Source organism: Ruegeria sp. AF2, assembly GCF_056542025.1.
This window is the reverse complement of record NZ_JBQFZC010000001.1, coordinates 376784-402504: the sequence shown is the minus strand read 5'-3', so window position 1 is coordinate 402504 and position 25721 is coordinate 376784. Positions and strand designations below refer to the sequence as shown.

Annotated in this window: 28 protein-coding genes and 2 pseudogenes; 11 read left to right on the top strand and 19 right to left on the bottom strand. The window is 53.4% G+C overall.

Annotated elements, in window-relative coordinates; all coding sequences use genetic code 11:
- Positions 1–31: 31 nt before the first annotated feature.
- Positions 32–1396 carry a magnesium transporter gene (locus tag ACR0NM_RS01980; protein ID WP_480612978.1) on the bottom strand — a complete coding sequence of 455 codons (1365 nt, stop codon included), beginning with the start codon at positions 1394–1396 and terminating at the stop codon, positions 32–34.
- Between ACR0NM_RS01980 and ACR0NM_RS01975 the strand changes: the two genes are divergently transcribed.
- A complete protein-coding gene (locus ACR0NM_RS01975) occupies positions 1386–1559 on the top strand; it encodes a hypothetical protein (RefSeq protein WP_480612976.1) in 174 nt (57 codons plus the stop codon). The two genes, ACR0NM_RS01980 and ACR0NM_RS01975, sit on opposite strands and share 11 nt — an antisense overlap.
- Before the next feature lie 55 nt (positions 1560–1614).
- On the opposite strand, the gene ACR0NM_RS01970 is transcribed toward ACR0NM_RS01975, so the two are convergent.
- Together ACR0NM_RS01970 and ACR0NM_RS01965 are read right to left on the bottom strand one after the other, a co-directional pair.
- Positions 1615–1980 carry a hypothetical protein gene (locus ACR0NM_RS01970; protein WP_480612974.1) on the bottom strand — a complete coding sequence of 122 codons (366 nt, stop codon included), beginning with the start codon at positions 1978–1980 and terminating at the stop codon, positions 1615–1617.
- Between the two features lie 18 nt (positions 1981–1998).
- On the bottom strand, positions 1999–2247 hold the full coding sequence (locus ACR0NM_RS01965) for an EF-hand domain-containing protein (RefSeq protein ID WP_480612972.1): 249 nt from the start codon (positions 2245–2247) through the stop codon (positions 1999–2001).
- 293 nt (positions 2248–2540) lie between these two features.
- Here ACR0NM_RS01965 and ACR0NM_RS01960 point away from each other — a divergent pair, with 293 nt between their 5' ends.
- A complete protein-coding gene (locus tag ACR0NM_RS01960; protein WP_480613901.1) occupies positions 2541–2639 on the top strand; it encodes a LysR family transcriptional regulator in 99 nt (32 codons plus the stop codon).
- Between the two features lie 44 nt (positions 2640–2683).
- On the opposite strand, the pseudogene groEL reads toward ACR0NM_RS01960, so the two are convergent.
- From groEL to ACR0NM_RS01940, 4 genes and pseudogenes are all read right to left on the bottom strand, one after another.
- Positions 2684–2913 (bottom strand): annotated as a pseudogene (groEL, locus tag ACR0NM_RS01955) (chaperonin GroEL); the annotation flags it as partial.
- Between the two features lie 14 nt (positions 2914–2927).
- Entirely contained in the window at positions 2928–3806 is an 879-nt protein-coding gene (locus ACR0NM_RS01950; RefSeq protein ID WP_480612970.1) for a LysR family transcriptional regulator, read from the bottom strand.
- Positions 3807–4238 carry an SPW repeat protein gene (locus ACR0NM_RS01945; protein WP_480613899.1) on the bottom strand — a complete coding sequence of 144 codons (432 nt, stop codon included), beginning with the start codon at positions 4236–4238 and terminating at the stop codon, positions 3807–3809.
- Between the two features lie 37 nt (positions 4239–4275).
- On the bottom strand, positions 4276–4524 hold the full coding sequence (locus ACR0NM_RS01940) for an EF-hand domain-containing protein (protein ID WP_480612968.1): 249 nt from the start codon (positions 4522–4524) through the stop codon (positions 4276–4278).
- Positions 4525–4819: 295 nt separating this feature from the next.
- On the opposite strand from ACR0NM_RS01940, the gene ACR0NM_RS01935 reads away from it, so the two are divergent.
- On the top strand, positions 4820–5683 hold the full coding sequence (locus ACR0NM_RS01935) for a LysR family transcriptional regulator (RefSeq protein WP_480612966.1): 864 nt from the start codon (positions 4820–4822) through the stop codon (positions 5681–5683).
- Between the two features lie 49 nt (positions 5684–5732).
- On the opposite strand, the gene ACR0NM_RS01930 is transcribed toward ACR0NM_RS01935, so the two are convergent.
- From ACR0NM_RS01930 to ACR0NM_RS01915, 4 genes are all read right to left on the bottom strand, one after another.
- Positions 5733–5894, bottom strand: coding sequence for a hypothetical protein (locus tag ACR0NM_RS01930; RefSeq protein ID WP_480612964.1), 162 nt, complete (start codon positions 5892–5894; stop codon positions 5733–5735).
- A 158-nt stretch (positions 5895–6052) separates the two neighbouring features.
- On the bottom strand, positions 6053–6214 hold the full coding sequence (locus ACR0NM_RS01925; RefSeq protein ID WP_165590736.1) for a hypothetical protein: 162 nt from the start codon (positions 6212–6214) through the stop codon (positions 6053–6055).
- 257 nt (positions 6215–6471) lie between these two features.
- Entirely contained in the window at positions 6472–6993 is a 522-nt protein-coding gene (locus ACR0NM_RS01920) for a hypothetical protein (RefSeq protein ID WP_480612962.1), read from the bottom strand.
- Between the two features lie 26 nt (positions 6994–7019).
- Positions 7020–7268, bottom strand: coding sequence for an EF-hand domain-containing protein (locus ACR0NM_RS01915; protein WP_480612960.1), 249 nt, complete (start codon positions 7266–7268; stop codon positions 7020–7022).
- Between the two features lie 264 nt (positions 7269–7532).
- Here ACR0NM_RS01915 and ACR0NM_RS01910 point away from each other — a divergent pair, with 264 nt between their 5' ends.
- The gene (locus ACR0NM_RS01910) at positions 7533–7847 is read left to right on the top strand and encodes a helix-turn-helix domain-containing protein (RefSeq protein WP_480612958.1); all 315 of its coding nucleotides are present in this window, start codon (positions 7533–7535) and stop codon (positions 7845–7847) included.
- Between the two features lie 542 nt (positions 7848–8389).
- Positions 8390–10147, top strand: coding sequence for an adenylate/guanylate cyclase domain-containing protein (locus ACR0NM_RS01905; RefSeq protein ID WP_480612956.1), 1758 nt, complete (start codon positions 8390–8392; stop codon positions 10145–10147).
- 292 nt (positions 10148–10439) lie between these two features.
- Here ACR0NM_RS01905 and ACR0NM_RS01900 read toward each other — a convergent pair whose 3' ends face one another.
- Positions 10440–11381 (bottom strand): LysR family transcriptional regulator, encoded by a 942-nt coding sequence (locus ACR0NM_RS01900; RefSeq protein ID WP_480612954.1) that lies wholly within the window; start codon positions 11379–11381, stop codon positions 10440–10442.
- Positions 11382–11495: 114 nt separating this feature from the next.
- Here ACR0NM_RS01900 and ACR0NM_RS01895 point away from each other — a divergent pair, with 114 nt between their 5' ends.
- The 4 genes from ACR0NM_RS01895 to ACR0NM_RS01880 all read left to right on the top strand — a co-directional run bounded on the left by ACR0NM_RS01895 (position 11496) and on the right by ACR0NM_RS01880 (position 16069).
- Entirely contained in the window at positions 11496–13070 is a 1575-nt protein-coding gene (locus ACR0NM_RS01895; protein WP_480612952.1) for an arylsulfatase, read from the top strand.
- A gap of 576 nt (positions 13071–13646) precedes the next feature.
- A complete protein-coding gene (locus tag ACR0NM_RS01890; protein ID WP_480612950.1) occupies positions 13647–14192 on the top strand; it encodes a TetR/AcrR family transcriptional regulator in 546 nt (181 codons plus the stop codon).
- 123 nt (positions 14193–14315) lie between these two features.
- Positions 14316–14729: an ester cyclase gene (locus ACR0NM_RS01885; protein WP_480612948.1), complete on the top strand. Its 414-nt coding sequence runs from the start codon at positions 14316–14318 to the stop codon at positions 14727–14729.
- A 263-nt stretch (positions 14730–14992) separates the two neighbouring features.
- Positions 14993–16069 (top strand): DUF2652 domain-containing protein, encoded by a 1077-nt coding sequence (locus tag ACR0NM_RS01880; protein WP_480612946.1) that lies wholly within the window; start codon positions 14993–14995, stop codon positions 16067–16069.
- 328 nt (positions 16070–16397) lie between these two features.
- On the opposite strand, the gene ACR0NM_RS01875 is transcribed toward ACR0NM_RS01880, so the two are convergent.
- From ACR0NM_RS01875 to ACR0NM_RS01845, 7 genes and pseudogenes are all read right to left on the bottom strand, one after another.
- The gene (locus tag ACR0NM_RS01875) at positions 16398–17054 is read right to left on the bottom strand and encodes an exonuclease domain-containing protein (RefSeq protein ID WP_480613897.1); all 657 of its coding nucleotides are present in this window, start codon (positions 17052–17054) and stop codon (positions 16398–16400) included.
- Positions 17055–17322: 268 nt separating this feature from the next.
- Positions 17323–17472 (bottom strand): annotated as a pseudogene (locus tag ACR0NM_RS01870) (ISNCY family transposase); the annotation flags it as partial.
- A 6-nt stretch (positions 17473–17478) separates the two neighbouring features.
- Positions 17479–18486 carry an oligopeptide/dipeptide ABC transporter ATP-binding protein gene (locus ACR0NM_RS01865; protein ID WP_170403814.1) on the bottom strand — a complete coding sequence of 336 codons (1008 nt, stop codon included), beginning with the start codon at positions 18484–18486 and terminating at the stop codon, positions 17479–17481.
- Positions 18483–19451 carry an oligopeptide/dipeptide ABC transporter ATP-binding protein gene (locus ACR0NM_RS01860; protein WP_170511016.1) on the bottom strand — a complete coding sequence of 323 codons (969 nt, stop codon included), beginning with the start codon at positions 19449–19451 and terminating at the stop codon, positions 18483–18485. Before ACR0NM_RS01860 ends, ACR0NM_RS01865 begins: the two co-directional genes overlap by 4 nt.
- Before the next feature lie 9 nt (positions 19452–19460).
- Positions 19461–20378: an ABC transporter permease subunit gene (locus ACR0NM_RS01855; RefSeq protein WP_170734001.1), complete on the bottom strand. Its 918-nt coding sequence runs from the start codon at positions 20376–20378 to the stop codon at positions 19461–19463.
- 12 nt (positions 20379–20390) lie between these two features.
- On the bottom strand, positions 20391–21314 hold the full coding sequence (gene oppB, locus ACR0NM_RS01850) for an oligopeptide ABC transporter permease OppB (RefSeq protein WP_170511019.1): 924 nt from the start codon (positions 21312–21314) through the stop codon (positions 20391–20393).
- 89 nt (positions 21315–21403) lie between these two features.
- Positions 21404–23026 carry a peptide ABC transporter substrate-binding protein gene (locus tag ACR0NM_RS01845; protein WP_170511022.1) on the bottom strand — a complete coding sequence of 541 codons (1623 nt, stop codon included), beginning with the start codon at positions 23024–23026 and terminating at the stop codon, positions 21404–21406.
- A gap of 292 nt (positions 23027–23318) precedes the next feature.
- Here ACR0NM_RS01845 and ACR0NM_RS01840 point away from each other — a divergent pair, with 292 nt between their 5' ends.
- Together ACR0NM_RS01840 and ACR0NM_RS01835 are read left to right on the top strand one after the other, a co-directional pair.
- Positions 23319–24386 (top strand): LysR family transcriptional regulator, encoded by a 1068-nt coding sequence (locus tag ACR0NM_RS01840; RefSeq protein ID WP_170403831.1) that lies wholly within the window; start codon positions 23319–23321, stop codon positions 24384–24386.
- 58 nt (positions 24387–24444) lie between these two features.
- Positions 24445–25356: a glutaminase gene (locus tag ACR0NM_RS01835; protein WP_170511028.1), complete on the top strand. Its 912-nt coding sequence runs from the start codon at positions 24445–24447 to the stop codon at positions 25354–25356.
- The last annotated feature ends 365 nt before the right edge of the window (positions 25357–25721 follow it).

The window sequence follows — 25721 nt, the reverse complement described above, 5'->3', positions numbered from 1 at the left end:
ATATACGCACGACCAAAGTGTCACGTCGCATTCAAACCAGGAGTGGCATCATTGCAGTGGCCAGACTCAGGACGAGGAAAAATCCCGCCATATCCGTAATGGTCGTTAGCAAGGGACCGCTGGCGACCGCTGGGTCCTGACCGATGCGCTTCAATAGCAAAGGCAGGACACCGCCGATTGACACAGCTATGATTGTGTTGAGCCCAAGCGCGCCGCCGATGACCAGTCCCAGAAACGGGTTGCCTTTCCAGAGCCATGCCACGACGCCGATCAGAAGTCCCAGAACGAACCCGTTGATCACGCCGACCGACACCTCCTTTGTCCACACCCGCATGGCGTCGATGGGCCGCACGAGGCCAAGCGAAAGCTCGCGCATGCTGACGGCGACGGCCTGATTGCCCGAACAGCCACTCATGTCCGATACCATCGGCAGGAACACGGCGAGCGCGATCACGGCGGCAAGCGTTTCTTCATAGGCGGCGATTACGCTGGCTGCGATGACGTTGAGGACGATATTGGTCGAAAGCCATTGAAGCCGCCGCCGCGCCCGAAGTGGCAGCGGCATCGAGCGAAGTTCATCACCGAAAACACCCTGACGTTTCAGGCTGGCCGATTCCGCGCGTTCCCGTAAGGCTTCATTCACTGCAGAGCGGGAGATGACGCCGACCAGATGCCCGTCCGCTTCGACAACGGGCAGCCCCAGGAACGGATGTTCATCGAAGAGGTCCTCCAGATCCTCCAGTGGCAGGGTCGCCGGGACGGTGATTGGAGGCACCATGATGTCGGTGAGCCGGGCGCTACGACGGGTGGACAACAGCCCGCGCAGCGAGACCACACCGATCGGCGCACCATTTGCATCCAGAACATAAGGGTGCTGGCCCCGGTAGCGTTCGAGATCGAATTCCTCGTCGGCAAACCGTCGGAGTACTTTTCCCACTGTGTCGGTTTCGAAAAAGGTGAAGGCTTCTGCGACCATAAGACCGCCGGCAAGATCATCGTCATACTCGACCAGCCGCCGGACATCCGCGGCGTCTTCAGGGTCCATTCGGGCCAGGATCGCCTCGGCGTCCGCGCCTTCAAGCTCACCGATGACATCGGCCTGAACATCCGAGGCTAGTTCCTCAATGACCTCTGCGGCCTGCTCCGTCACCATGTGTTCGACCAGATCGACCGCCAACGCATTCGGCGCTTCTTCAACGAGTTCGGCGGCAAGTTCCGATGGCAGCAACGACAGGGCGGCGCTCCGCAGATCCACGGGCAGGTTGAGTAATTCGCGCAGGGCTTCACTTAGGGGCAGCGGATCAAGCAGGTTTGCAAGTGCAGCCCCATCGCCGTCTGACAAAGCTTGCTGCAGTTGCGCTTCAATATCCCCAGGAATGGTGTCTGTGCCGCTCATCTTCGTCTCTTGGGTAAAGGGTCTTGCTGACGGTGTCGTACATGAGGGCGACGCGCTGTTTCACATTGCGGCAACGACCAGCGCGGATGTTGGAATGCGAGTCGACGTGATCGCCAACCAGCTTGATGGAGATCCGATGTGCGACGAGGACGAGATCCTCTAAGTGGTCTCGCCAAAACATAAAAGAACGCGGGGCGGACGTCCCGCCCCGCGCCAGTCTACGAGATTGCACCCAATCTGCGACTCGCCTTTACCTCCCAAACAGCGAGCGCGATCAGCGCCGATCCCGATAGCCATGCATTGGCCGTTGCCACAATGTGGCCGGTGAAGTTCAGCGCCGCAGGAGCGGCGATTAGCGCAAACCCCAGTGCCGATACCGGAGCCACCCGTGCGAGAAGGTGGCTCCGATCGCCAGCGCCAGCCATGACCAAGGCACCAAAGCCAGCGGCCATGAAGACGAGAGCTTCAGATTCAGCCATACCCTGCAACAGAGTTTCCTCACGAAACAGGAGAAATGGGGAAAGAACCAACCAGATACCCACCGCAGCAAGCAGCCATTTATGGGGTGGGATGGGCTTCTTCATAACCAAGACGACCTTTGCCTACTGATCCCCTGCGGGACCAGGGAGAAGCTCTGCATCGACAGCGGCAATCCACTCGTCGTCATTGATGAAACCATCGGCATTCGCGTCGATCTCCAGGAAGAGATCATCCGAGACTTCAGGATACTTGGTCTGAAGCTCTGCCAGCGACGCCAAGCTATCACCGTCCATATCAAGATCGGCAGGCATTGCGAATGCCGGAAGGGCAAACACCGAAGAGAGCAGAGCAACAATAGAAACCCGACTCATTTTTCTTCTCCATGAGAATATGGGCTGCCTTTCATGGCGTGCCCAGTTTGGGGTTGGTGTAGCGCGTGGGCGTCGGTTGGGTTTCTCTGGCACCCAGATTGCAACGGCTCCGCAGATCGGGACCTCCACTACAATATGAGAACGGTTGAAATGCGTTCCGACCTGGTGGGGACACTTTCGCGCTACATGACAAATATGGCACGCACCAATCGTGTTGAATAACGAATTTTTCTCGCGGATAATATCGGATACTTAAATAAGTGATCCATGGACATTGAACTTGCCCACACTTCCTGGCCATTGTTGAAACGGGTACTTTTCTCGACGCTGCGAACAAGGTGCACGTCACCCAGTCTACGGTAAGCATGCGTATTCGAACGCTTGAGCAGTAGCTTGGTCAGCTTGTGTTCGAGCGTGTAAAATCTGGCGCGACACTCACGCCTGCAGGACGGCATTCCCGCATCGCATCAGAAATCTGCTGACCAATTGCAGCCTCACCATTGGCAGAGATTGTGCCGACTTTTGCGATCTCGGTTGTGTCACCAACGGGGGAGACATCGATTTCACTTCGGTCACAACAGCCGCGACGACCTTGTCGATCCCGCGTTTGATACCCATGGGGTTCATGCCCTCTTTGACGATGGCTTGTGCCAGAACAGTGGCTGACCATCGTCAGCACCCTAATGAACGAGTATCATCTTGCGTTGGATTGCTGTCACTGCAGGGTTGGACGTCTCGGTTAGGATCGCTTTCAGAACGGCCATCACATTCTGGCTCATCTCGCGATCAAAAATTGCGTAGGCGGAATAGGGAATGCGTGGTGCGTCTGTGACAACATCGAACACCAAATCTGACAGGTCTTCGCAGATCAAACGATGCGGGAAATAGCCACTGGCTCCAACGTCCTCCACATAATCGACAACGGCCGGGCTAGCATCCAACTGCAGGTTCGGTGTCACAAGATGTGGAAAGTACAGAAGATGCTCGGCCCTGAACTGCGGACCCCAGTCGAGGAACACATAGGAATTGTCTGGCGATGACTGCTTCTTGTCATGACCCACCAAGACATATTCATCACGAAACAGATGTGCACGTTCACCCACATCAAAGAGCGATGCATCATGCGTAATGACAGCATCCAGGCTTCCAAATTTGAACTGTTGGGCAAGCGTTTCCGGAGTGCCGATGATTGTCTTGATCACAATCTTTGGTAGCTCTTTTCTGATCCTGAAGAAGGAAGGCAAGAGCAGATGCTCCCATAGATAGGAGGTCGTTCCAATCTCCAGCGCAACTTCGATGTCTTCTGGCAACGCAACTTCCAGTTTTGCCTTTGTCCAGGTGCGTATCAACGCCCTAGCATGCGGCAGGAAATGCCGACCAGCTGACGTCAGATTTGGGGCAGATCCGTTTTCCTTGAAAACCTGCTTGCCCAACAGACGCTCCATAGCTGCGATTTGATCGCGCACCGTCGCTTCCTCCAGGCTCAGTCTTGCCGCGGCCTTTCGGAAACTGCCGGTTTCGACAATCGCGACAAATGCTCGTGCAAACTTAATATCCATCTAGCTACTTCCATGCGTTCCGGAATGGTCCAAAGGAGTGAGGGGCGGTTTCCCACCCCTCGGTAACAAACTTACTAAGAACTCAACTCGGTTTGAGACTTCACCAGTGCAATTCACCAGTGCAAACAGAGTTGTCACCAAAACACCAAGACCGATCAGTCCGGTGTGCCATGCCGCCGAGGCGTTACTGGAAAACCAGAACAACCAGGGCGATATGATCAGTCCGACTCCGAGAACGCCACCTATGGCCATCTGAATTGCTCGGTGCTTCTTGTAGCTGGCACCCGCGATAAAATGGGCAAGCAGGCCGAATGCCATCAAGGTCACCGCTTCATTGGTTACCACACCTCGAAACAGGGAGGGCTGGTTGAACATCAAAAAGGGGGACAGGATCAACCAGAGCCCAAATGTGGTATCGAGCCATCGGAACAGATCAAATGTTTACATGGCAAGCGTTCACCGGTCGGCTTTATGTGTCGTCGTCGCGGTCAGCGATCAATTCGGCATCGATGGCAACGAGCATCTCTTCGTCATTGACGAGACCGTCACCATCAGTGTCGATTTCCTGAAACACCTCTTCTGTCAGGTCAGGGTAGACCACCTGAAGTTCCGCCATCGACGCGAAGCCGTCGCCATCCGTGTCAACATCGGCGGTCATTGCGCCAGCCGTTGTGGCAAGAATAGAAGCGAGGAAAATAGCGTAGAAAAAGCAATTCATTGTATTCTCCTTTCTCGATTGGGCTGCCCTCAAGCAGCCCTTGTTGTTTTTGGGGCGATCTCGGATGCGCTTAGCGATCCGAGTTGTGTCCGGCTTTGGCAGCGCCGACCGTTGGTTTGTCCTTGGACTCCGGTTTCGACGCGGGTTTGGGCTTGGGTTTGGATGTCGATTTCATGTGAAATGCTCCTGATCACAGCGAGCGAGAGTCGCTCGCAGGATCAAATTCTCACATTCGTTCATACTTGAATAACGAATTTAACATGACGATATTATCGTAGATGCAAATAGGTGCCGTATGGATATCGAACTCGCCCGAACCTTTCTTGCTGTCGTCGAAACCGGTAGCTTTCTCGAAGCCTCAGATAAGGTGCACGTTACCCAATCGACGGTAAGCATGCGTATCAGAACCCTTGAACAACAGCTTGGGCACCCCGTCTTTGAACGGAGCAAGACAGGGGCAACTTTGACGCCAGCCGGAGTGCATTTTCAGCGGCATGCAGTCACGCTTGTTCGAACGTGGATGCAGGCAAAGCTGGATGCCGCATTGCCTGCCGAACTCTATGCCTCACTTGAAATCGGTGCATTCCCCAGCCTGTGGGATGGGTTTTTGACCACAGCTATGCCAGGCTTGGAGAACACGCTGCCAAACGTGGCCGTCAAAGCGTCCTGGGCCAACGCAGTCGATCTGAACCAGCAAGTCGAAGATGGTATTCTAGACCTCGCAGTCATGTACCGTCCCAGAAATACGATTGGGCTTGTTGCACTGCAACTCTTTGAAGACGAGTTTGTCCTCGTCAGCAGTGACATGGAAAATTTCGAAGATCCGCTCGGTGGACGTTATATCTTTATTGATTGGGGTCCCGAATTTCGGGCGGATCACCTGCTGAACTTCCCTGATCTTATTACGCCGGGATTACATCTGGAGATCGGAACACTTGGACTACAATACCTGATGTCCACTCCTGCGTCGGGCTACTTTCCGCGCCGAATTGTTGAAACAGGCATCAAGGACGGATCATTGTGGTTGGTAGATAATGCGCCTCGGTTTGCCTACGCAGCACATGCAGTATTTAACAAAGAACAAAGCGACAGCTTTCCAGGCCAGGCGGCCAGCTATCTTAGGGAATTCGCACGATCCTTGCCGGTCGTTGAAAAGTGAATGCGCTGACATGTACTGCATCAGCGCATCCGATCACAATGCTAGTAGATCATCCCTCCGGTGATGAAACCTCAGGACTGGTCGGTATCACAGCGTCAGTCGCGCCGTCGACGAAGTAGCCGCCGAAGTACGCGGCGGCAACAACAAGAACAACGGTCGCCGCGACACCCGCGATCCAAAGACGTCTGTCTTTCATGGTGAGTGTTGTCATTGCAATGTCTCCTATGGTGTTTCAAGGACGTTTAGTATGTGAGTGTTTCTATCGCTGAAGCCAAATTTTCGGATAATGCAGCAAAAGATGCCTGCATGCGCTTTTTAGCGGCATGCAGGCTTCATGCCCCCTGTTGGACTCAAGTAGTAGCCGGAAAGCTAGTTCTGGGCGGGTGAACCGTAAAAATCTTCACGCCAGGTTTTGGCGTGTTTCTTGGCAAACTTGCGCATCTGTTTTTTTGACTTCAAGCGAGACAAGATGCTCGTTGGGCTGCGATCCTGGTCGCGGAAATACTTATCTACGGGTTTCTGCTTGGCCATCTCTGATTCCTCAGACCAACGATTGCATCATTGCTCAAAGCTACGCGCGCCACGGAATTCTGAAAAGCGAATTTATCTGCGCGTTGATATTCGTTTTGTCAATACATACTCCTTGGACGCAGTCTTTTTCGGACATCTGGCTCCTAAGTTGACGGGGTGAAATAAAGTTCCCGATACATAGTTAACGATCTCGGTGAACCTGTCGGCGTGGTTTTCTTACGAGGTCTCTTGACGGCAAAGCACCAGTTACCAGTACGTCAACCGCTGATCGTCACAGGGTGGATCGATTTTGTCGGCTTACCTGACCTCTGACAGCTTGACCTGAAGGCTAAGATCGTCTCTGGAGCCTTCCGTGGCTCACCCAGCCGGTGCCAGTAGCGCAATGAATACAGGGCAATTTCCCGCCCTTCACCTGCCTGGGAGCGGCCGTTTTGACTGTTACCAAAACACTCGGCAACTGCGATTGAGATGATAGTAACCCCTGCGATGCTAGCACTTAGTGCGACCGTGTACTGTTCGGCGTCGCCGAGCGCCGACGTACCTCCCAGTATTGCAATTCCCAATGCAATTCCCAAAGCGCCACGAACCCAGCAATAATGTTGCGAATTCAATACTGCTGTCACCAACGCCTGAAAACCTATGGACATCGAAACAAGAACTACCAGGGCCGAGGTTCCAGCGGACGGGCTGGCCTGGCTGAGCATGACGAAGGGGGACAGGAGCAGCGAGAAGCCTGCTGCAGCTAAGAACAGTCTTTTGATCCGTGTGCTGTTAGACATGTGTCAAACACTCTGCGACCTCCTGGCTACGCGTCAGTTACCGGATCAGGGATGAGTTCTTCTCCGACCGCTTCCAGGAATTCTTCATCATTGACGTATCCGTCGTCATCAAGGTCGATCTCTCCGAATAGTTCTTCTGTCACTTCAGGATAAAACGCCTGGATTTCGGCAAAAGACGCCATTCCATCACCATCGGTATCGATTTCGGCGGGCATTGCAAAAGCCGATGTCATCATCAGCATCGCGAGAAGTGCACCTATTGATACGCGGCTCATGTTTTTCTCCATGAATGGGCATCCAAGGGATCCCAGGTTGAAATCTTCATTCCTGATGTAGCGGCCCAAGAGCGGGACCGTGAAAACTCCTCACTCAGGCGTCGGCGTCACGAGAGATCGGGTGCGACACTTCTCACAATATCATGGATCGTGTTCCGAACATGTGACTGCTCCTGACCGCTACACAGACAATATGGGGTCAATCGAATGATTTGAAAAACAAATTTATATTGACGGTGATATCGGAATTACAAATAGGTAAGTATGGACATTAAATTTGCACGAACAACCCTCAGGGAGGTTGAGACCGGCAGCTTCTTTGGTGCCGCTGAAATTGTGCACATCACACAAGCAACGGTCAGCATTCGCGTTCGTCCTATGGAATATCAGCTAGGTCAGCCTGTCTTCGAATGCGGGAAGAGCGGAGCAAAGTTAACGCCCGCAGGAAGCCAGTTTCTTCGCACACCCGGGCGTTGGTGCGAACCTGGTCTCAAGCACGGCTCAATGTCTCTCTGCCGGTCGCCTGTGACATGTCGTTGGAAATCGGTGCCGTACCGAGTTTGTGGCACAAGCTGCTGATCGATGCGCTCCCGACGCTTCGGGAAGCCCAAACTAAGGTGTTGCACACGCGAGCAAGTACTGCGCCAGCCAATACCCGCAGGGACGATGGCGGCAAAGTCCCACGTCGTTCGCATAACTGGCCACGTGGCGAAGGTACGTTCTCGATCATGGTCGTTGTACGCGGTTTGAACGGTCGCTGTGGCGAGGCTTGCTGTGACAAAACTAATTCAGTGCTGCTCCTGCGAGACGATGCTGCGTCAGCGAAAGCCACAGATCGAATGACAGCAAAGTCCGCATACCGGTCGTTTGCTGCAACTTGCTTGAATGTCCACTGTGCGGACTTTGCTGCTATTCGCATCTCTGCTCCGGAGTGCAGGAACCCATACAAAGCGGTCTTTGGTTTTGGATCGCTAAAGTTGAATTCACGATGTAATGAACCTTGGTAGCCGATTTAAGAAACTGACAAAGACCTACGCGATGGAACAGCAAACGTTCAACGGGGCACAAATGTAGACCTTACGGGTCGTTGCCTCTAACGTAACTTTTGCGGGGGGCTGACATTGAAGCGGAAACTTGTAGCGATTTTGGCAGCCGATGTTGTTGGCTTCTCACGCCTCATGGGCCGTGATGAAGAAAACACGTTACTACGCCTAAACCTTTTACTTTCTGAATTGGTTCAACCCCAAATACGCGAGTCCAGAGGGCGAATTGTCAAGTTGATGGGCGATGGTTTGTTGGCTGAATTCACCAGTGTGGTCGACGCGGCAGAGTGCGCTATTGCCATTCAACGAGCAATGCAGGACCGAGAATCTGACGTGCCCCGCGCGCAACGCATTCAATTGCGTTTCGGTATTCATCTGGGGGATGTGATTTCTGAAGGTTCAGATGTTTTTGGCGAAGGCGTCAACGTAGCCGCAAGATTGGAGGCAATCGCAGAACCAGGAAGCGTCTGCATTTCCGAGGATGTATACCGTCAGATCAAAGGAAAGGTGTCCGGCAGCTTCAAGGATTTGGGTGAGCAAGATCTAAAAAACATTGAGCATAAGATTGGCGCCTACAGCATCGATCTCGACCCGGCGCGCCTGTCACCCGAGTTCTACGAAGTTCTAACGGGTGAGCAGTTGGAGCTGCCGGACCAACCTTCAATCGCTGTCCTGCCATTTCAAAACATGTCAGGCGACCCAGAGCAGGAATACTTCGCGGACGGAATTACCGAAGACATCATAACCGCGCTGTCGCATATAAATGGCCTCATCGTGATGGCGCGAAATTCGACATTCGCCTACAAAGGAAGGTCTGTCGACGTAAGACAGGTTGGACGGGAGTTAGGTGTTCGTTTCGTCCTTGAAGGGAGTGTTCGAAAGGCGGGGCAGCGGATTCGCATCACTGGGCAGCTTATTGAGTGTCAAACCGGGTCGCATTTGTGGGCCGACCGGTATGACCGTCAGATTGAAGACATTTTTACCGTTCAAGATGAAATCACACGCGAGATTTCCATCTCATTGGCGGTCAACCTTACTCATGGACAAGAGCTCAGGCTTTGGGCTGATCAAGCGCCTGACTTTGAGGCGTGGGATTTGATGATGCGTGGCATCAGTGAACAATACAAATTTACAAAAGAAGGGAATCTCTCCGCGATTCAGCTCTACCGGAAAGCAGTTGAGCTTGACCCCGAGAACTCATCATTCAGAACGGGCCTCGGCTGGGCGTTGCAAGTCGGTGCCCGCCTTGGGTTTCATCAAGATCCGAAGGCGTCAACTGACGAGGCCCAGTCCATCTGCGACGCATTGTTACCGATGAAAAATGTCCCGGCAGATGTCTATGCTCTACAAGGGTATATTTTCACAAATGAATCTCGTTTTGATGAAGCCAAAGCCTTCTGCAAAGAAGCTATCGAACGGCAACCCAGCGTCTCGATTTCTCATGCCATGCTGGCAATTGCTTACAATAGTTGTGGTGAATTTGAGGAAAGCCTGAACAGCATGCGAAAGGCCATTCGGCTGTCGCCCTACAGCCCGGACTGGTATTTCAGCCATTTGGGGGATGCCTATCGCGGGTTAGGTCAGCTGGAGCAAGCAAGAACAGTTTACCGGCACTTGGAAACCCGCCTGCCTGGCACCTTGTTGTGCCAAATCCGTTTGGCAGCGATCCACGCTGATCTTGATGACACCGAAAATGCTACGAAAGCAGTAGACGCAGTTCTTTCAATCGATCCTCAATTTTCAGTGCAAACCTATACTGGCCATATGGTCTACAAGACTGACGAACTGCGCAGGTTCTGGGCGGATGCTATGCTAAAGGCCGGTCTACCAGAGTAGCGCCGCAGTATCGCTTCGGCCGCCACGAGTTGGCGAAGCGCTTTCACACGTAAAGAGGAAATTCGGATCATGCACAATATCGACCAAGTTAGCTGTCGGCCCGAAGTAGACATTCCAGACTAAGCTTTGCCATTGCCGACAAGCGGACTTTGCCGCCGTTGGTCATTTTCATTCAAAAGCTGCTCTCGGTACCTAAGCGGAACTTCGGCAAATCTACCGGGCCTAAGAAAACGACCTAATATGGACCAGATAATGTTTCAGTTACAGATCTCCCTGTGCCTCCCGCCACCGATCACGCCCGATACTTGGCAAGTTCATTCCAAACCAATTCAACCGCGGCAGACGTGTTCTGCGACTTGCGCGCTGCGCAAATGTTCCATGTAAGGTTCTGTTTCATCGACACGGGTTTTGCGGTCTTTGCACGGATCAGCTCTGCGAATGTGTCCGGCATCCCTCCAACGATAAATTCAGGCTCTGCCAGCAGTCCAGTCAGGAGGTTGTAGTCGTCGCATTCGATATGCGGCTGCACATTGACCTTTTCGACAGCCTCGGCACCGCCACCAAGTGCTTTTGTCAAAGCGGCTTTCCAATGTTTGTGGAGATGGGGTGATGCAAAGGGAAAATCGAATATGCCTGCCATGGTTTGCGGGCCGCGCTGGTGAATCTCATGATCTCGATGAGCAACGAACTGAATGGATTGCTTCTCCATCACCATGATCTCTACATCTTCTGCTTCGGGTGTGTAGGTCAGATCACCGAGGAATACGTCGAACTCTCCTGCCTGCAACAAATCGAGCGGGCGCGCGTAGGCACTCACCAGAATTCGGAAGCGCAGATCAGGCATTGTCCTTCGGACGGCTCCCAAGACGGGCAGGATCAAAGTTCTTGTGGTGAGCGGCCCGCAACCGATCAGCAAAGTGCCCGGCCCGGTTTCGCGCAATCCAGAAACACGGGTCGCATAGCGGTCCAGGTCTTCACGCAACGCCTGTGCGATTGGCAAGAACTCCTGCCCCGCGCGTGTCAACGAGCTGCTGTTTCGGCTGCGATGGAACAAAACAAGTCCCGTGTGGTCCTCAGCCTGCCCGACATAGCGAGACAACGACGCGTTGGAGACACCCATCGCACGAGCGGCGTTTTGGAAACTGCCGGTTTCAGCCAATGCGAGAAAGGCGGTCAAAGCGTTTTCGTTCATCATACGGTCTGATTGTTTCAGGTTTTGTGTTTTAATTTTCACAATATGAAATCATGGTAAAGCTCTGTTGCGACGAGAAACTCTCAATCGCTATCCCTGATGGACCCTTCGATATTCCCACCATCGATATCGTCTTCCACGTCCACAGAGGTAACAATGTTCATTCTTCGATCCATTGCGGTTTCCGCCACGCTGGCCACAGCTTCGGTCTGTGCAATGCCGGTTTTGGCCGAAACCGACCAACCCAATATTCTTGTCATCATGGCCGATGATGTTGGTTGGGCCAGCCTAGGCAGTTATCATCAGGGCGTGAAAAGCATCAAAACCCCGAATCTTGATCAACTGGCTGCCGATGGTATGCGTCTGACGGATTACTATGCTCAGCCAAGCTGCACTGCTGGGCGATCCGCATTTATCACCGGACAATTACCGGTTCGAACCGGAATGCACACAGTCGGCCTGCCCGGAGATCCTGAAAAGGGTCTGAATGAAAATGACCCGACGCTGGCCAATATGCTAAAGTCTCTGGGCTATACCACTGGGCAGTTCGGCAAGAACCACTTGGGCGATATGAACAAATTCCTGCCGACGGTGAAGGGTTTTGATGAATATTGGGGCTGGCTCTATCATCTGAACGCGATGGAATACACATCCGACCCGGACTGGCCAAAAGATCAGAAATTCAACGACACGTTTGGCCCTCGGAACATCATTCACGCTTATGCCACGGATACAGTCGATGAAACTGTGGACCCACGCTGGGGTCTGGTTGGCAAGCAACGCATCATCGACGATGGCCCGGCCCCGCCCGAACGCCAAAAGACGCTGGACGACGAGGTAACAGCCCACACGCTGGACTTCATCAACCGCGCAGTCGACAACGATACGCCGTTCTTTGTCTGGATGGCACCGGCGCGGGCGCATGTTTGGACCCATCTGAGCCCCGAATACGAGGCCATGCTGGGCGAAGGGCGCGGTTTGCAGGACATCGTGATGAAAGAGCTGGACGACAACGTCGGCAAAGTCATGGCGCGACTGGACGAATTGGGCGTCTCGGACAACACGATTGTCGTCTTTACGTCCGATAACGGCCCCGAAACTATGACTTGGCCCGATGGTGGAACAACCCCGTTCCATGGCGAAAAGGGCACAACATGGGAAGGCGGCTTCCGCGTCCCTGCCATCATTCGCTGGCCCGGCAAAGTCCCTGCCGGAACCGTGAGTAACGGTATTTTTGCGGGTCTTGACTGGATGCCCACGCTTGTTGCCGCCGCCGGAGGGCCTGACGATCTGACCGGATCATTGCTGGAGGGCCACGAAGGCTATCAGGTGCATCTCGATGGGTACAATCAACTGTCGTTCCTGACTGGTGAGGGCGAGAGCAACCGGGACGAGATCATCTACTACGAGGGTCCAGACTTGCAGGCAGTGCGCCACGGTGACTGGAAAGCACATTTCACGATCCAGACCGAAGGTTGGGCTGGCCCCAAAGAGGAACTGAACGCCCCCCCGCTGTTCAACCTGCGTCGCGATCCTTACGAAAAAGCGGCCGAAGAATCGGGGATGTATACGCGCTGGATGGGCAACAAGATGTGGGCATTTGGGCCGGCGGCCAAAATCGTTCAAAACCACCTGTCTACGTTCAAGGACTATCCTCCACGGGGTTCGGACGTAACCAACCAAGGTCATGTTGAAGAACAAATCTCGACCGAAGGCGGGATGTCACAGTAGAAATCCATTCACGGGAGGCACCAACCCTTGCCTCCCGATCCTTACAAGAACTCGTGGGAAACACCTGCTGACGAAGATCCGCTTATGCACCAAGATTGTCATTTGGACCCAGCGCAGCATCGGTCAAAGTGGGCTCACTACTGACTTCGGATTCAGCGCAGAGTTGCCCCCTGCCCCACAATTGACGGATCACACGAGCGGCCCATTGCCGACATCCGGCGGCCAGTCCAGATTCTTAACCCGCGCCCGCTTTCGGGATATTCGCTGCAGGCGCGAAGCCCATCTAAAATCGCGTATCAACCTGCGGGATCATGAATATAGAACCGTAGCACGCCTAGGTCCGGATCTGACGTCGATAAGGCACCCCGAGCCTTTTCTCCATGATCGTGTAGTCCAAACTAACCCGCTGTGCTGACAAGATACAGTTGCAGGACCGGCCACCCGCAGCAACTCACGAAGATTCTACCTTGCGGAACGGGTTTTCCTGATCTTGCTCAGGCGGTACGTGTTGCGATTTTCAAATGATCATTTTAATATTCACCGATGGGTAGACCAAGATCATATTCGCGCGAAACCGTGGTTGAAAAAGCCATGGGTGTTTTTTGGCAAAACGGCTACAAGGCTACGTCAATAAGTGATGTCGTCCGCGAAACCGGACTAAATACGGCCAGTATGTACAAGGAGTTTGGGGACAAGGAGGGATTGTTCTCAGCGGCTCTGGATCATTATCGTGATCATGTCATCGGGCCGCGCTACCGTATTCTGATCGACAACCCGAATTTAGAGGGTGTCGAAATGTTTCTCCGAAACGTTTTTTTGGGAGCCGCCAAGTCGGAATACAAGGGCTGCCTGATGATGAACCACCTTGCGCAGAAACATGTGATAAGTCCTGAGGCCGCTGAACAGGTGGGCGCGTTCTGTGCAGAGGTGGAATCGCTGGTTGAAACCGCTCTTCGCAATGCCCAGGCGGATGGAGACATCGGGCCTGACAAGGACACGGCGCAGCTTGCAAGCTTTGTTGTTTTTTGCGTTCACGGAACCGTCTTGTATGGGCGGCACGACGAAAAAAAGCACGTGATACCAAATTTCTACGATATGATCATGAGGGAAATTCGCGAGTGAAGTTCATCCTTCATTTATTTTAAAATTGTTTTTTTAAAATAAATGTTCTAAAATTATTTCATCCAAACAGAACTGATGGCGACGAAGCGCTGGACGTAAGGAAACAGGGATAGGAGAGACACGATGAGTATTTCCGAAACGGCCATGGCCTTCTTTGATGCGTGCGAAACAGGCAAAGGCTGGGACGTCTGCAAGACATACTGTCAGATCGGTGCCACATTTACATGCGAAGCGGACGCATTGGCCGACATCTCGACAATCGAGGGTTATACAGCCTGGACGGCAGGAATTTTAACCCCAATCCCCGATGGCAATTACGACATCACCTCTTTCTCGACTGATCACGAACGAAACATCGTAACGGCCACAGCAGTATTCAGCGGCAAACAAACCGGTGAGGGTGGGCCGGTTCCTGCCACCGGCAAGGAAATCGCAACCAACTATGCCTACGTAATGGAATTTGAAGGTGGTAAGATCGCCCGAATGACCAAGATCTGGAACGACGGGCACTCACTAAAACAACTCGGATGGACGTAGGGCCGTCGCTGTAGTGGCGCCGCCTTTTAGGGGCGGTGATGCGTGAATTGGTGACCACTTCGGCCTCTCACCTGCTACTAAGCCTCTGAGCTCCCAGCCTACTGTTGATGACGACCGTCTATGGCGAGTTTCAGCCCGAAGTGGTTTTGAGCCCTGTGTGAAACGCAAGCATTCCGCAGATCTGGCGTCAATTGACCTTGAGGGCTAATCGCCAGTGCAACAGAAAAAGTAATCCCGCCAAACACTCTTTTGGGGAGGGCGCCATGTCAACTCAAACTGGATATCTGTTGATCGCCGATATATCCGGATACACCCAATTTCTGACATCGTCAGAAATGGATCATGCCAATCCGATTTTGCAATCTTTGTTGGGTGTGTTGATCGAGCAAGTGGGTGATCCGCTTCATTTTTGGAAAACTGAAGGCGATTCGGTTCTGGCATATTCGACACGGCAGGATTTCCCCTCCGGCGAGACCTTCCTGACCATCTGCGAGAACCTCTACAACGCATTTGCACTTCGTCGGCAGGACATAATTGCGAATACAACCTGTACCTGCAACGCTTGCGCAAATGTCAGCGGGCTGGATTTGAAGGTTATCGCCCATCATGGCCAGTTCGAAGAAATGCAGCTTGGCTCGGTAAAGGACTTTTCCGGCGCCGACGTTATTCTGGTCCACCGAATGGCCAAGACGAACGTTGTTGAAGCCACCGGTGTGCGTAGTTACGCGCTGTTCAGTGAAACCGCTGCAAACGCCATGGATATCAAGAGCATAGTGGAACCGTTTTCGCAGGAAATCGAACATTTTGGCGAGGTTTCAATGATGGTCTACGATTTGGCAAAATCGTGGGAACATTTACGTGCCAATCGTGAGCGTCATTTCCTGACCGAGGAAGACGGAGTTTGGACGTTCCGCCATCATTTCGATGCGCCAATTGCAGTCGTCTGGGAGGCGTTGGTGGCGCCGGAACTAAAGCTGAAATGGATGAACCGAGTACAGAAAATCACCGTCGACAGCCCACAAGGGCGTCTCGGCAACGGGTCGGGTTATCATTGCTCTCACGAATTGGCGGACTTTTTCTATCGCATCACTGATTGGGAACCGTTCGACTATTTCTCGACCTGCATCCAGGATCCGGCGCGCACTGGGGTGAGCTTGCCCGAGACATATCAACTGACGCAAACGAACACTGGCACCGACCTGCGATATACACTGGGTCAAGCGACGGATGCCGAGGGCAATAGATCGGAAATCTCAGAACAGGAGGTTTCAGCGTTTCTGGCAGAATTCTGGGCAACATCGTTTTCTGATCTGGACAAACAACTCAACGCCTCGATCTAAGAGTGCTTTGCTGAGTGGCTTACATTGCACGGGTAACCGCGAATTGCCGCTTACCATGAGTACGATGTCTGACGTCATCGCCCACCGGACGCCGGAGCAACAGTAGCAAATTCCCATACCCTGTTTTTTAAGATTTAGCCAATGGTCCCACCCGTCACATACTCAAAGCCCCCTGCCCCGCTACTAACTAACCACATAGACAGTTCATCCCCAAAATTCGAGCAAAGCAGAATTTGTGATGACTGCTTCAGCAGAGCCGAAGTTCGCAAACTGCGTAACATCAGACGATCAGTTCGTCGTTCAGTAGCATCTTTTAGACCTTGACCGTTTATCTCTCGGATGGATTTCCGAATTGGAATTTCAATTGGTGGTTTGTCCTGAAATAAGACAACGGCGTCCCTAAAGTCTCCTCTGCTTTCAAGATCACAGAAGCTGAAGCACGGGCGTCTTCACCAGCATCATGGTGATGAAACTCAAGGCCGAGATGCTTCTTAAGATTTGCCAACCCGTGCCCACCGGCGCCCTTCAACGATGGCCATGCTCGACGGGCAATCGACACGCTATTAGTCCAATGCGACGAGATCATTGGCAGGCCATACCGGGCACAAGCAGCCGTCATCGCCTTTTCATCGAACGTACTGTGTTGCACAAGGTTGTGAGTGTTCAGGACTTCAAACAAGGACGCGTAGACCATTGGGAAAGTTTCAGCCCCAATCACGGTTTCAGCGGAAATCCCGTGAAGCTCAGTATTGAAATTCTCAAATGGTCCCTCGGGGTCAATTAGGACAGAATAAGTTTGCATAAAACCAGTCTCGCTAACAAAACAAAGCCCGATCTGGCATATGCTACTGATAGATCTGCCCGCCGTTTCGACGTCCAACGCTATGAATCGAAAAGGCCCTGCAGGCGGCGTACTAAGATGCCCATATCTGTTCAATGTGTCCACCGTTTGGGCGTGTTGCGCCGGTCGAATTTCATCAGCCATCGCTACACGGGTCGACAACTGAGCATCCTAGTTCTTGCGGGCCAAATGAATATTGGCAAGTCATTCTCGTCCTCAAGCAGTGCAGCCTGCCTATAGGACGCTTCGCTCAACGGCCCACAGCAGCCGTTCACCCAACGTCTCGGTCGCTGCGGTGCGGCTCGTCAAACCGGCCGTTCGCTGCGAGCGCAAAATCGAGCTAAGGTTGAACCTATACATCGTTGGCAAATTTGTTGTTGGCTGAGGTGATGAAGTTCAGAATTGGAAAGTTGGTCGCATCGTAAATGAATACGAGCAGCGTGCAGGTGTCGCTTCGATCCTCGAGCCTTCGGTGATCGGAGCCGTCAATCTGGTTCAACTCGCAATAACCCTCCCGGCGCAAGCGCTGTAAGTGGAATGTCCGTCGCTGTTTACGCAACAGCAAATTTCAGTTGTCGTGTTGGTCAACCCGATGAAAATGACACGCAACACTGTGGCCGTCGAACGATGTTTTTAGTTTCGGCTTGTCAGTACTGCAAATATCCTGGGCCATGGGACATCTCGTACGAAATGGGCACCCGGACGGAGGCGCCAGCGGAGAGGGCAACTCTCCGTCGACCATCAATGACGCCCGGTCTGCCGGGGCGGGCTTGTCCAGATCCGGCACGGCTGCAATCAAAGCGCGGGTATATGGGTGTGACGGGTTCCGATATATGGCTTCGCTTTCGGCCAATTCCACCACATTACCCAAATACAGAACCATCACGCGTGTGGAGATGTGTTTTACAACGCTCAGGTCATGGGCGATGAACATCAGGGAGAGGTTCATCTCTTTCTGTAGGTCCATCAGCAGATTTATTACCTGCGCCTGGATCGACACGTCCAGCGCAGAAACCGGCTCGTCACAAATGATCAGCTTGGGTTCTAGTATCAGTGCTCTCGCAATCCCGATCCGCTGACACTGGCCACCGGAAAACTCGTGCGGATAGCGGTTGACCATGCTGGTCAACAGGCCAACTCGCGCCATCATGGCAGCCACCTTCGAGCGGATCTCGGATCGGGGCATCTTGGGGAAATGTGTTTTCAACGGTTCCGCGATGATCTGCCCCAAAGTCATGCGCGGATTCAGCGAGGCTAGCGGATCCTGAAAGATCATTTGAAGGTCCTTGCGCTGGTCGCGCATGGCGTTTCCATCCAATTCAAGCAGGTCTTGACCCATCCACAACACACGCCCGGAATGCGCAGGAACCATCCGTATGACAGCGCGAGCCAGCGTGGATTTACCGCAACCGCTTTCGCCGACGATCCCCAGCGTTTCGCCGCGTCTAATGTCGAAGCTGATCCCGTCAACAGCCTTGATGTACTTTTGTTCCGTTCTCTTCGCGAGGCCGGTTCCGCCGTACTTGAAATAGACCTTGACGCCATCGACCTTGAGTAATGTTTCGGTACTGGTCATACGAGCTCCTCCAAGGACAGATGACAAGTGCGGCTGCGACCCGCTCTGAATTGTTCCAGCTTGGGCTTCTCGGCGATGCAGCGGTCGTTGGCATACCCGCAGCGCGGAGAAAATGCGCAGCCCTTAGGTGGTTGCTGCATGTTGGGCGGATTCCCGGGGATGGTAGCCAGCTTGGCGTCATTTGACTCCAACCTTGGCACCGCATGCAACAATCCACGGGTATAGGGATGGGTGGGCGCCTCAAAGAGCTGATCCGTCGGGCCGCTTTCCATTACACGCCCGCCATAGAGCACCAGCGTGTTCTCGCACGATCCCTTTACGACTCCAAGGTCGTGGGTAATCAACACGATGCTCATACCAAAATCGCTTTGCAGGTCACTTAACAAATCCATAATTTGCGCTTGCACAGTTACGTCCAGCGCAGTTGTCGGCTCGTCGGCGATGACCAACCTGGGGTGGCATAGCAAGGACATCGCAATCATCACCCTCTGTCGCATGCCACCGGAAAACTCGTGCGGGTACATGTGAACACGTCGTGCCGGGTCGGGGATTTTAACGGCGTCCAGCATCTTGGTGCTATCCTTGATGGCGTCCGTTTTACTTAACCCTTTGTGAAGCATCAGCACCTCAGCCATCTGCTTTGACACTCGGACGAAAGGGTTCAAAGATGTCATCGGATCTTGAAAGATCATCGCAATCTGCGCAGCGCGGTAGGTATTCATCACTTTTTCCGACGCATTAAGAATCTCGGTTCCGTCGAATTTGACCGATCCGGTCACCCGCCCGTTGCCGGCGAGCAGCCCCATGATTGAAAACGCCGTCTGGCTCTTCCCTGATCCGCTTTCTCCGACGATGGCCAGAGTCTTCTGCTCTCCGAGCGAAAAGCTGACGTCCTGCACGGCACGTACCGGCCCGTCGGGCGTGTCGAATTCTACAGAGAGGTTTTTGACTTCTAGCAAGCTCATGAATGGTCCCTACCTGTCTTTGGGGTCCAGCGCGTCGCGCAGGCCGTCACCGATGAAGAAGAAGCAAAAGAGCGTCACAATAAAGAAAGCGAGCGGGAAGAAGAGCTGCCAGTAGGTGCCGTATTGCAGGGTCGAGGCACCTTCCGAGATCAACGCTCCCCAGCTTGTGTTGGGCTCCTGAACTCCGAGGCCAAGGAACGAGATAAAGCTCTCGGTCAGGATCATCTGAGGCACCAGCAGGGTGGCGTAGATCACGATCACACCCAGCAAGTTCGGGATGATATGCCGGATGACAATCACATGGTGCTTGACCCCGATAGCCAGTGCCGCCTCGACATATTCTTTGGATTTCAGGGTCAATGTCTGGCCGCGTACGATCCGTGACATTTCCAACCAGGAAATCAATCCGACACCCACGAACAGCAGCCACATCGAGCGGCCAAAGACGACCAGCAGCAGGATAAGCACGAACATGTAAGGGATCGACATCAGGATATCGACTAGCCGCATCATGATGTTGTCGGTGCGCCCGCCTACATATCCAGCTGTCGCGCCATAGAGGGTCCCGAAGGTGACGGCGATCAACGAACCGACGATCCCGACCATGAGTGAAACCTGCGTACCTTGAACGACACGCGCAAAGAGGTCTCGGCCAAGTTCATCGACGCCGAAATAGTGGCCGTTTCCTAGCGACGGCGCGCCCAACGTAGCAATGTCGCCCAAGACGCTCCAGTCCACCTCTTCGTTGTTCCATGCGGTAAAAAACGGGCCAAGAACGGCAACAAGGCATATAAAACTCAGCACGAATAGGCTGATCACAGCGGCCCGGTTTTGCAAGAACCGGCGGCGCGCGTCCTGCCAGAGGGATCGCCCTTTTGTCGGTGTTTCCACGTGGCCGTCAGGAGTTGCAATGGCGGTGTCAGACATGGTGCGGCCTCCTCATAGTTTGATCTTGGGGTCAATCCAGGCGTAGAGGATGTCCACGACCAGATTAAAAAGGATGGTTAGGCAGCCGATCAGGATCGTGATCCCCATCATCACCGAATAGTCCCGGTTCAGCGCCGAGTTTACAAAGGCCTGCCCGATACCGCCGGTGGTGAAATAGAGGTCGATCACAACAGATCCGGTGATCATGATCACGAAGGTCGGCCCGAGGTAGGAAATCACCGGCAGCATCGCCGGCTTCAAGGCGTGCCGGAAAAGGATTGCACGCGCCGACAGGCCTTTGGCGCGCGCGGTTCGTATAAAGTTGCTGTGCATCACTTCCAACAGCGACGACCGCATGATCCGGGCAATCGACGCCATGAAGCTGGTCGACAATGCGATCACCGGCATGACCAGGTAGGGCCATTGCCCACCGTTCCACCCACCGCCGGGCAGCCATCCGAGCCATAGCGTAAAGATCAGCACGAGGATCGGCGCCATGACAAAGTTCGGCAGCACCTGAGCGCCGATAGAAACACCCACGGCAAAATAGTCCAGCCACGAGTTCTGGTTCAGCGCTGCCGTGATGCCCAAGGCGCACCCAAACACAACGGCAACCACAAATGCGATCGACCCATAAGTCAACGTCACCGGAAAACCCTGAGCGATGATCTCGTTTACCGTCCTATCCTTATATTGAAAGGACGGACCGAAATCGAACTGGGTGACGACACCCACAACGTAGTTCCAGATCTGGAGCGGAAGAGGATCGTCGAGATGGTACTTGGCCTCGATGTTGGCCAGCACTTCGGGCGGCAGGGGTCGGTCAGAAGAAAACGGGCCGCCGGGTGCGGAATGCATCAGCAGAAAGGAGAAGATGATCAGAACAAGTAGCGTAGGAATCGCGGATAGCAGACGTCTGAATATGAATTCGGTCATTGGGACCTCCCGCGGAAAGGGAATGTTTGGGGCGAATTCGGGATGAGGTGCCGGACCAGAGACGTGGTGTGCGGTCCGGCGCTGCCCAGTCAGTCAGCCGCGAAATAGAGCTCGCGCGAGTACCATTTCTGCTCGACATTCCCAACGGGCCAGTTCCTAAGATCGTCGTTCATCATGTAAACGCCTGCGTAGTGATAGATCGGAATGATCGGGAAGTCGGTGGCCAGGATTTCCTCGATACGCGTAAAACTTGCAGACGGATCGGGGCTGGTCTTGGCTTTTTCCAGCAGTGCGTCAACCTCGGCATTGGCATAGCCCGCATCGTTATATGCGTGTGTGCTGCTCATCAGGTCCAGGAAGGACGATGCCAGGTTATATGGCCCGCACCATCCAGCGCGGCCTATGTCGAACTGCTGGTTCGAACGCGCTTCGAGGAAGGTTTTCCATTCCATGTTTTGTAGGACGGTATCGACACCCAGCTTCTGTTTCCACATCTGGGACGCAATGATCGCAATCTTCTTGTGCGCCTCGCTGGTATTGTAAAGAAGATCCAGCTCAATCTCTTCGCCAGAGTAGCCAGCCTCGGCCAGCAAAGCCGAAGCGCGCGCGTCTCTTTCGGCTTGCGTCATTCCACGTGCCGAGCTGTCTGGGCTGACGAAGTTAGCTGTCGCCTCGGGCGTGAAGGTGTAGGCCGGAAATTCGCCACCCTGCAGGATCGCATTGGTGATCACCTCTCGGTCAATGGCCAGGTAAAGCGCCTCGCGAACACGCGGGTCCAGCAGTGCGGGATGCGTGTTTTCCGTCATGTTGATGAAGTAATAGTAGGCACAGAGACGCGGAAAACTAACTGCGTCGTCTGGGTGTTTTTTGCTTAGGGCATTGTATTGCCCGGTAGGCACCTCTGTGCGATCCAACTCACCGGCGAGATAGCGCGTCAGGGCACCGTTGTCGTCACTGATGACAAGAGCCTCGACCCTTTCCAAAATCGTGTTCTGGTCGTTCCAGTAAAGCGGATTGCGTTCGCGCACGGATTTTTCTTGGGGGACATGTTCGGTCAGAACATAAGCACCGTTTGATACGATGTTCCCGGGCTTGGTCCAGTCGGACCCATGCGCATCGATCGCCCATTTTGGCGACGGAAATGTCGGTTCGCTCGTCGTCATCAGCGGAAAGTGCCCCATGCTGTTTTCCAGCTGAACTTCCAGTGTGTGGTCATCCAAGGCTTTCACACCAAGCTCGGACGGATCCATATCTCCGGCCATAACAGCTTTGACATTCTTCAGCCCCATTTCTTTAGCGAACCAGGAATAAGGAGAGGCCGTGTTCGGATCGGCAAGTCGCTTCCACGAATACTCAAAATCATGGGCGGTCACAGGTTTGCCATCCGACCATTTGGCGTTGTCACGCAATTGAAATGTGTAGACGGTGTTGTCAGCGTTCGCTTCAAAATGTGTGGCGACACCAGGCACCAGATTGCCATCTGCGTCCTGGTTCATCAGCCCTTCGAAAAGGTCCCGAATGAATTCACCGCCTTGGACATCTTCCGCCAGTTGCGGATCAATCGAGGCAAATTCATCACCGACGCGGTATGTAAACACCTGCTCGTCGGCTAGTTCTTCATTGGTGACAGGATGGACATCCGCGATTGAGGGCGATGCAAGCAGCGCCATGCTGATTACGGAGGACAATGCAAGTGCACGGTTCGAGATCATGTTTGCTCCGAGTATGTACAGTGGCATCAGCAAAAAGAATGCGCAGGACTTCACTTGGTCGCTAGTTTGCCAGGCCTTATCTTGTGCCTTGCTGTGCCTTGTGGTTCATCGTGGTCGGAGTGGTAGCAAACATTTTCCCTTCGGAATCCTGCTGAATCATCAAGGTACTTGACCTTACGTCAGCAATACAAATTTTTCGCATTTATCCTAAGATGTTAAATGGCGGCGAGCGCCGAGCGGTTTCTTTGCGACCACCGCTTATTTGAGCGCCTCCAACTTGCGAAGCGATGGCGTGCACCGTAATCTGACGCCTATCGGAACTTCGCCGGTATTGGTCGGGAATCGCGTTTTTTTACCTGAAGGATCCTCAACGAACTGTTGGCCACACTATATTGGATCATTCCTCGAAGAGGGTTGGACGATGACATTTAGGCAGCTTCAGGCGTTTCTGCTCGTGGTGCGAACTGGGACATTGGCGGCCGCCGCTGAACATATGGGGTTAACACAATCGGGTGTAAGTCGACTTGTCACCGAACTTTCGCGAAATGTAGGGTTCGAACTTTTTACTCGCGTGGGCCGGGGCGTAACACCAACAGTTCAGGGTATGGCCTTTTTTAGGATCGCTGAGGGTGTCTACGATAGCGCCGAATCGCTACAACGCGCTGCTGCTGAAATCCGTGCAGGGATCGAAGATCGGGTTCGCCTAGCCTGCCTACCGACTATCGGCGCCGCGGTATTGCCCTCGGTTCTAGAGTCATTTCATCAGAACTACCCAAATGCCTTCGTCGACATTTATGATCAGGATGCCAAAGAAACTGTGGAAGCTTTCTACGACAAAAAGCTCGACTTTGCCGTAACGCACAAAGTTGGTCATCTTGAAGGGATCCATACCGAAGCCTTTGCAACGGCCGATTATGTGTTCGCTGTGCATCAGGACCATGAGCTAGCCAATCTGAAGGTGATCAAAAATACAGATCTCAGCGGGCATAGTCATGTGGGGTTTGAAAGCGAAACGATGTTCTTACCCAATGATGACGAAACCCGGTTGATTGGCGAAGCGTCTGGCAGCATATCCAAGCGAATCTGGTGCCAATCATCCGTAATGCGGTACGCGCTGTTGGCCAACAAACGAAACGTCAACATTGCGGAACCATTTTCACTGCCGCTATTTGCACCGCATGGCGTTGTTGCACGCAGGTTCGAACCGCGGGTTACCATTGAGATGGAATTTGTGATGCCAATGGAAAACACAAATGTGTCTATGTATGTCGTCCTCAAACGAGCATTTCGCAATGCCACATCTGAATTTGCGGCCCGTCACGATCTGCCGATCTTTGTAGGAGGTGCAGAGAAGCTGTAAGCTAGGCCGGCCCCGGTGTGCTGAACAACAACGTCACTGCTAAAATTAGGATTGGCTGATGCTCGACTTACAGGCGCTGCTGACAAGCATATCAGATCGAATCTATCACGAAGCGGATTGGGGACAGCCTGCGCAGTACATTCCGGATCTTGCTGAAATTGAACCCGCCCAATTTGCTATCAGTGTCTGCTTGGCAGACGGGGCGACGTATTCTGCGGGGCTGGCCAATCAACGGTTCACGATACAAAGCATCTCTAAAGTCTTTGCACTTATTGCAACCTTGGGAAGGATCGGCGACCAATTGTGGGCACGGGTCGATCGCGAACCCTCAGGTACTGCTTTCGACTCGATCGTTCTTTTGGAGAGCGACAAAGGCCACCCCAGAAACCCGTTTGTGAATGCAGGCGCTATTGTTACCACAGACGCCCTCCTGTCTGGCCGTGAGCCCAAACTGGCTTTGGCCGAAGTCTTGAATCTCGTGCGCGCAATGGCCGAGGATGATGACATTCATATCAACGGCGCCGTGGCCAGATCCGAGCAAGAGACTGGGGCCAGAAACAAGGCACTCGCTCATTATCTGGCGTCTTATGAGAACCTTTTTAACCCGCCCGATTTGGTCCTTGGAACGTACTTCCATCAATGCGCAATTGAAATGACAACCATCCAACTTGCACGAGCCGGTCGCGTTCTTGCCGGTTTGAAGGGATCGCCAAGAGTGATGTCCCTAAATCACGCGCGACGTGTCAACGCGTTGATGATGACCTGCGGTCACTACGATGGTTCCGGCGACTTTGCATTTCGCGTTGGATTGCCAGGGAAAAGTGGCGTAGGTGGCGGAATTCTCATTATTGCACCCAACGTTGCTTCCATCGGCATTTGGTCACCGGGATTGAATTTCTACGGCAATTCAAATGCTGGTACACGGGCAGCCGCCTATTTGACTCAAGAAACCGGATGGTCCGTCTTCTGAAATAATCAGTGAGTAACCGTTGCTCCAAGATAGGACAGTTTCGTCCGCGACCCGTAAGTTGCCCGCTCTAATCTCGTTGTGTCCTGAACGAATGGCCGGTTTTCACGCTGCCGCGCAGCGCTTAGAAGGGTGCAAGATCAGCAAGGTAGTTTCTTCGTACGCCCGTAGCACAAACTTAGTTCTTCTCCTTCAGACTCCTTTCAGTCGTCGGATGCAGCGCTGCATCAGCTGGAACTAATCGAGTTGCACTACGACGGGTGGCCCACAGCTGCATTCCATCCACCAGTTCGATGTTGCTAAACAGATCCCAATGCGACCGTTCACGACACAAGAGATAGCTGATCAACAGTAGGCCAACACCGCAG

Excerpts from the sequence above, each read along its gene's own strand:
- oppB (WP_170511019.1), bottom strand. The coding sequence starts at position 21,314 with ATGACCGAATTCATATTCAGACGTCTGCTATCCGCGATTCCTACGCTA.
- ACR0NM_RS01875 (WP_480613897.1), bottom strand. The coding sequence starts at position 17,054 with ATGGCTGATGAAATTCGACCGGCGCAACACGCCCAAACGGTGGACACA.
- ACR0NM_RS01940 (WP_480612968.1), bottom strand. The coding sequence starts at position 4,524 with ATGAATTGCTTTTTCTACGCTATTTTCCTCGCTTCTATTCTTGCCACA.
- ACR0NM_RS01835 (WP_170511028.1), top strand. The coding sequence starts at position 24,445 with ATGCTCGACTTACAGGCGCTGCTGACAAGCATATCAGATCGAATCTAT.
- ACR0NM_RS01970 (WP_480612974.1), bottom strand. The coding sequence starts at position 1,980 with ATGAAGAAGCCCATCCCACCCCATAAATGGCTGCTTGCTGCGGTGGGT.
- ACR0NM_RS01895 (WP_480612952.1), top strand. The coding sequence starts at position 11,496 with ATGTTCATTCTTCGATCCATTGCGGTTTCCGCCACGCTGGCCACAGCT.
- ACR0NM_RS01910 (WP_480612958.1), top strand. The coding sequence starts at position 7,533 with ATGGACATTAAATTTGCACGAACAACCCTCAGGGAGGTTGAGACCGGC.
- ACR0NM_RS01925 (WP_165590736.1), bottom strand. The coding sequence starts at position 6,214 with ATGGCCAAGCAGAAACCCGTAGATAAGTATTTCCGCGACCAGGATCGC.
- ACR0NM_RS01930 (WP_480612964.1), bottom strand. The coding sequence starts at position 5,894 with ATGACAACACTCACCATGAAAGACAGACGTCTTTGGATCGCGGGTGTC.
- ACR0NM_RS01965 (WP_480612972.1), bottom strand. The coding sequence starts at position 2,247 with ATGAGTCGGGTTTCTATTGTTGCTCTGCTCTCTTCGGTGTTTGCCCTT.
- ACR0NM_RS01855 (WP_170734001.1), bottom strand. The coding sequence starts at position 20,378 with ATGTCTGACACCGCCATTGCAACTCCTGACGGCCACGTGGAAACACCG.
- ACR0NM_RS01980 (WP_480612978.1), bottom strand. The coding sequence starts at position 1,396 with ATGAGCGGCACAGACACCATTCCTGGGGATATTGAAGCGCAACTGCAG.
- ACR0NM_RS01845 (WP_170511022.1), bottom strand. The coding sequence starts at position 23,026 with ATGATCTCGAACCGTGCACTTGCATTGTCCTCCGTAATCAGCATGGCG.
- ACR0NM_RS01880 (WP_480612946.1), top strand. The coding sequence starts at position 14,993 with ATGTCAACTCAAACTGGATATCTGTTGATCGCCGATATATCCGGATAC.
- ACR0NM_RS01865 (WP_170403814.1), bottom strand. The coding sequence starts at position 18,486 with ATGACCAGTACCGAAACATTACTCAAGGTCGATGGCGTCAAGGTCTAT.
- ACR0NM_RS01920 (WP_480612962.1), bottom strand. The coding sequence starts at position 6,993 with ATGTCTAACAGCACACGGATCAAAAGACTGTTCTTAGCTGCAGCAGGC.
- ACR0NM_RS01915 (WP_480612960.1), bottom strand. The coding sequence starts at position 7,268 with ATGAGCCGCGTATCAATAGGTGCACTTCTCGCGATGCTGATGATGACA.
- ACR0NM_RS01935 (WP_480612966.1), top strand. The coding sequence starts at position 4,820 with ATGGATATCGAACTCGCCCGAACCTTTCTTGCTGTCGTCGAAACCGGT.
- ACR0NM_RS01885 (WP_480612948.1), top strand. The coding sequence starts at position 14,316 with ATGAGTATTTCCGAAACGGCCATGGCCTTCTTTGATGCGTGCGAAACA.
- ACR0NM_RS01950 (WP_480612970.1), bottom strand. The coding sequence starts at position 3,806 with ATGGATATTAAGTTTGCACGAGCATTTGTCGCGATTGTCGAAACCGGC.
- ACR0NM_RS01860 (WP_170511016.1), bottom strand. The coding sequence starts at position 19,451 with ATGAGCTTGCTAGAAGTCAAAAACCTCTCTGTAGAATTCGACACGCCC.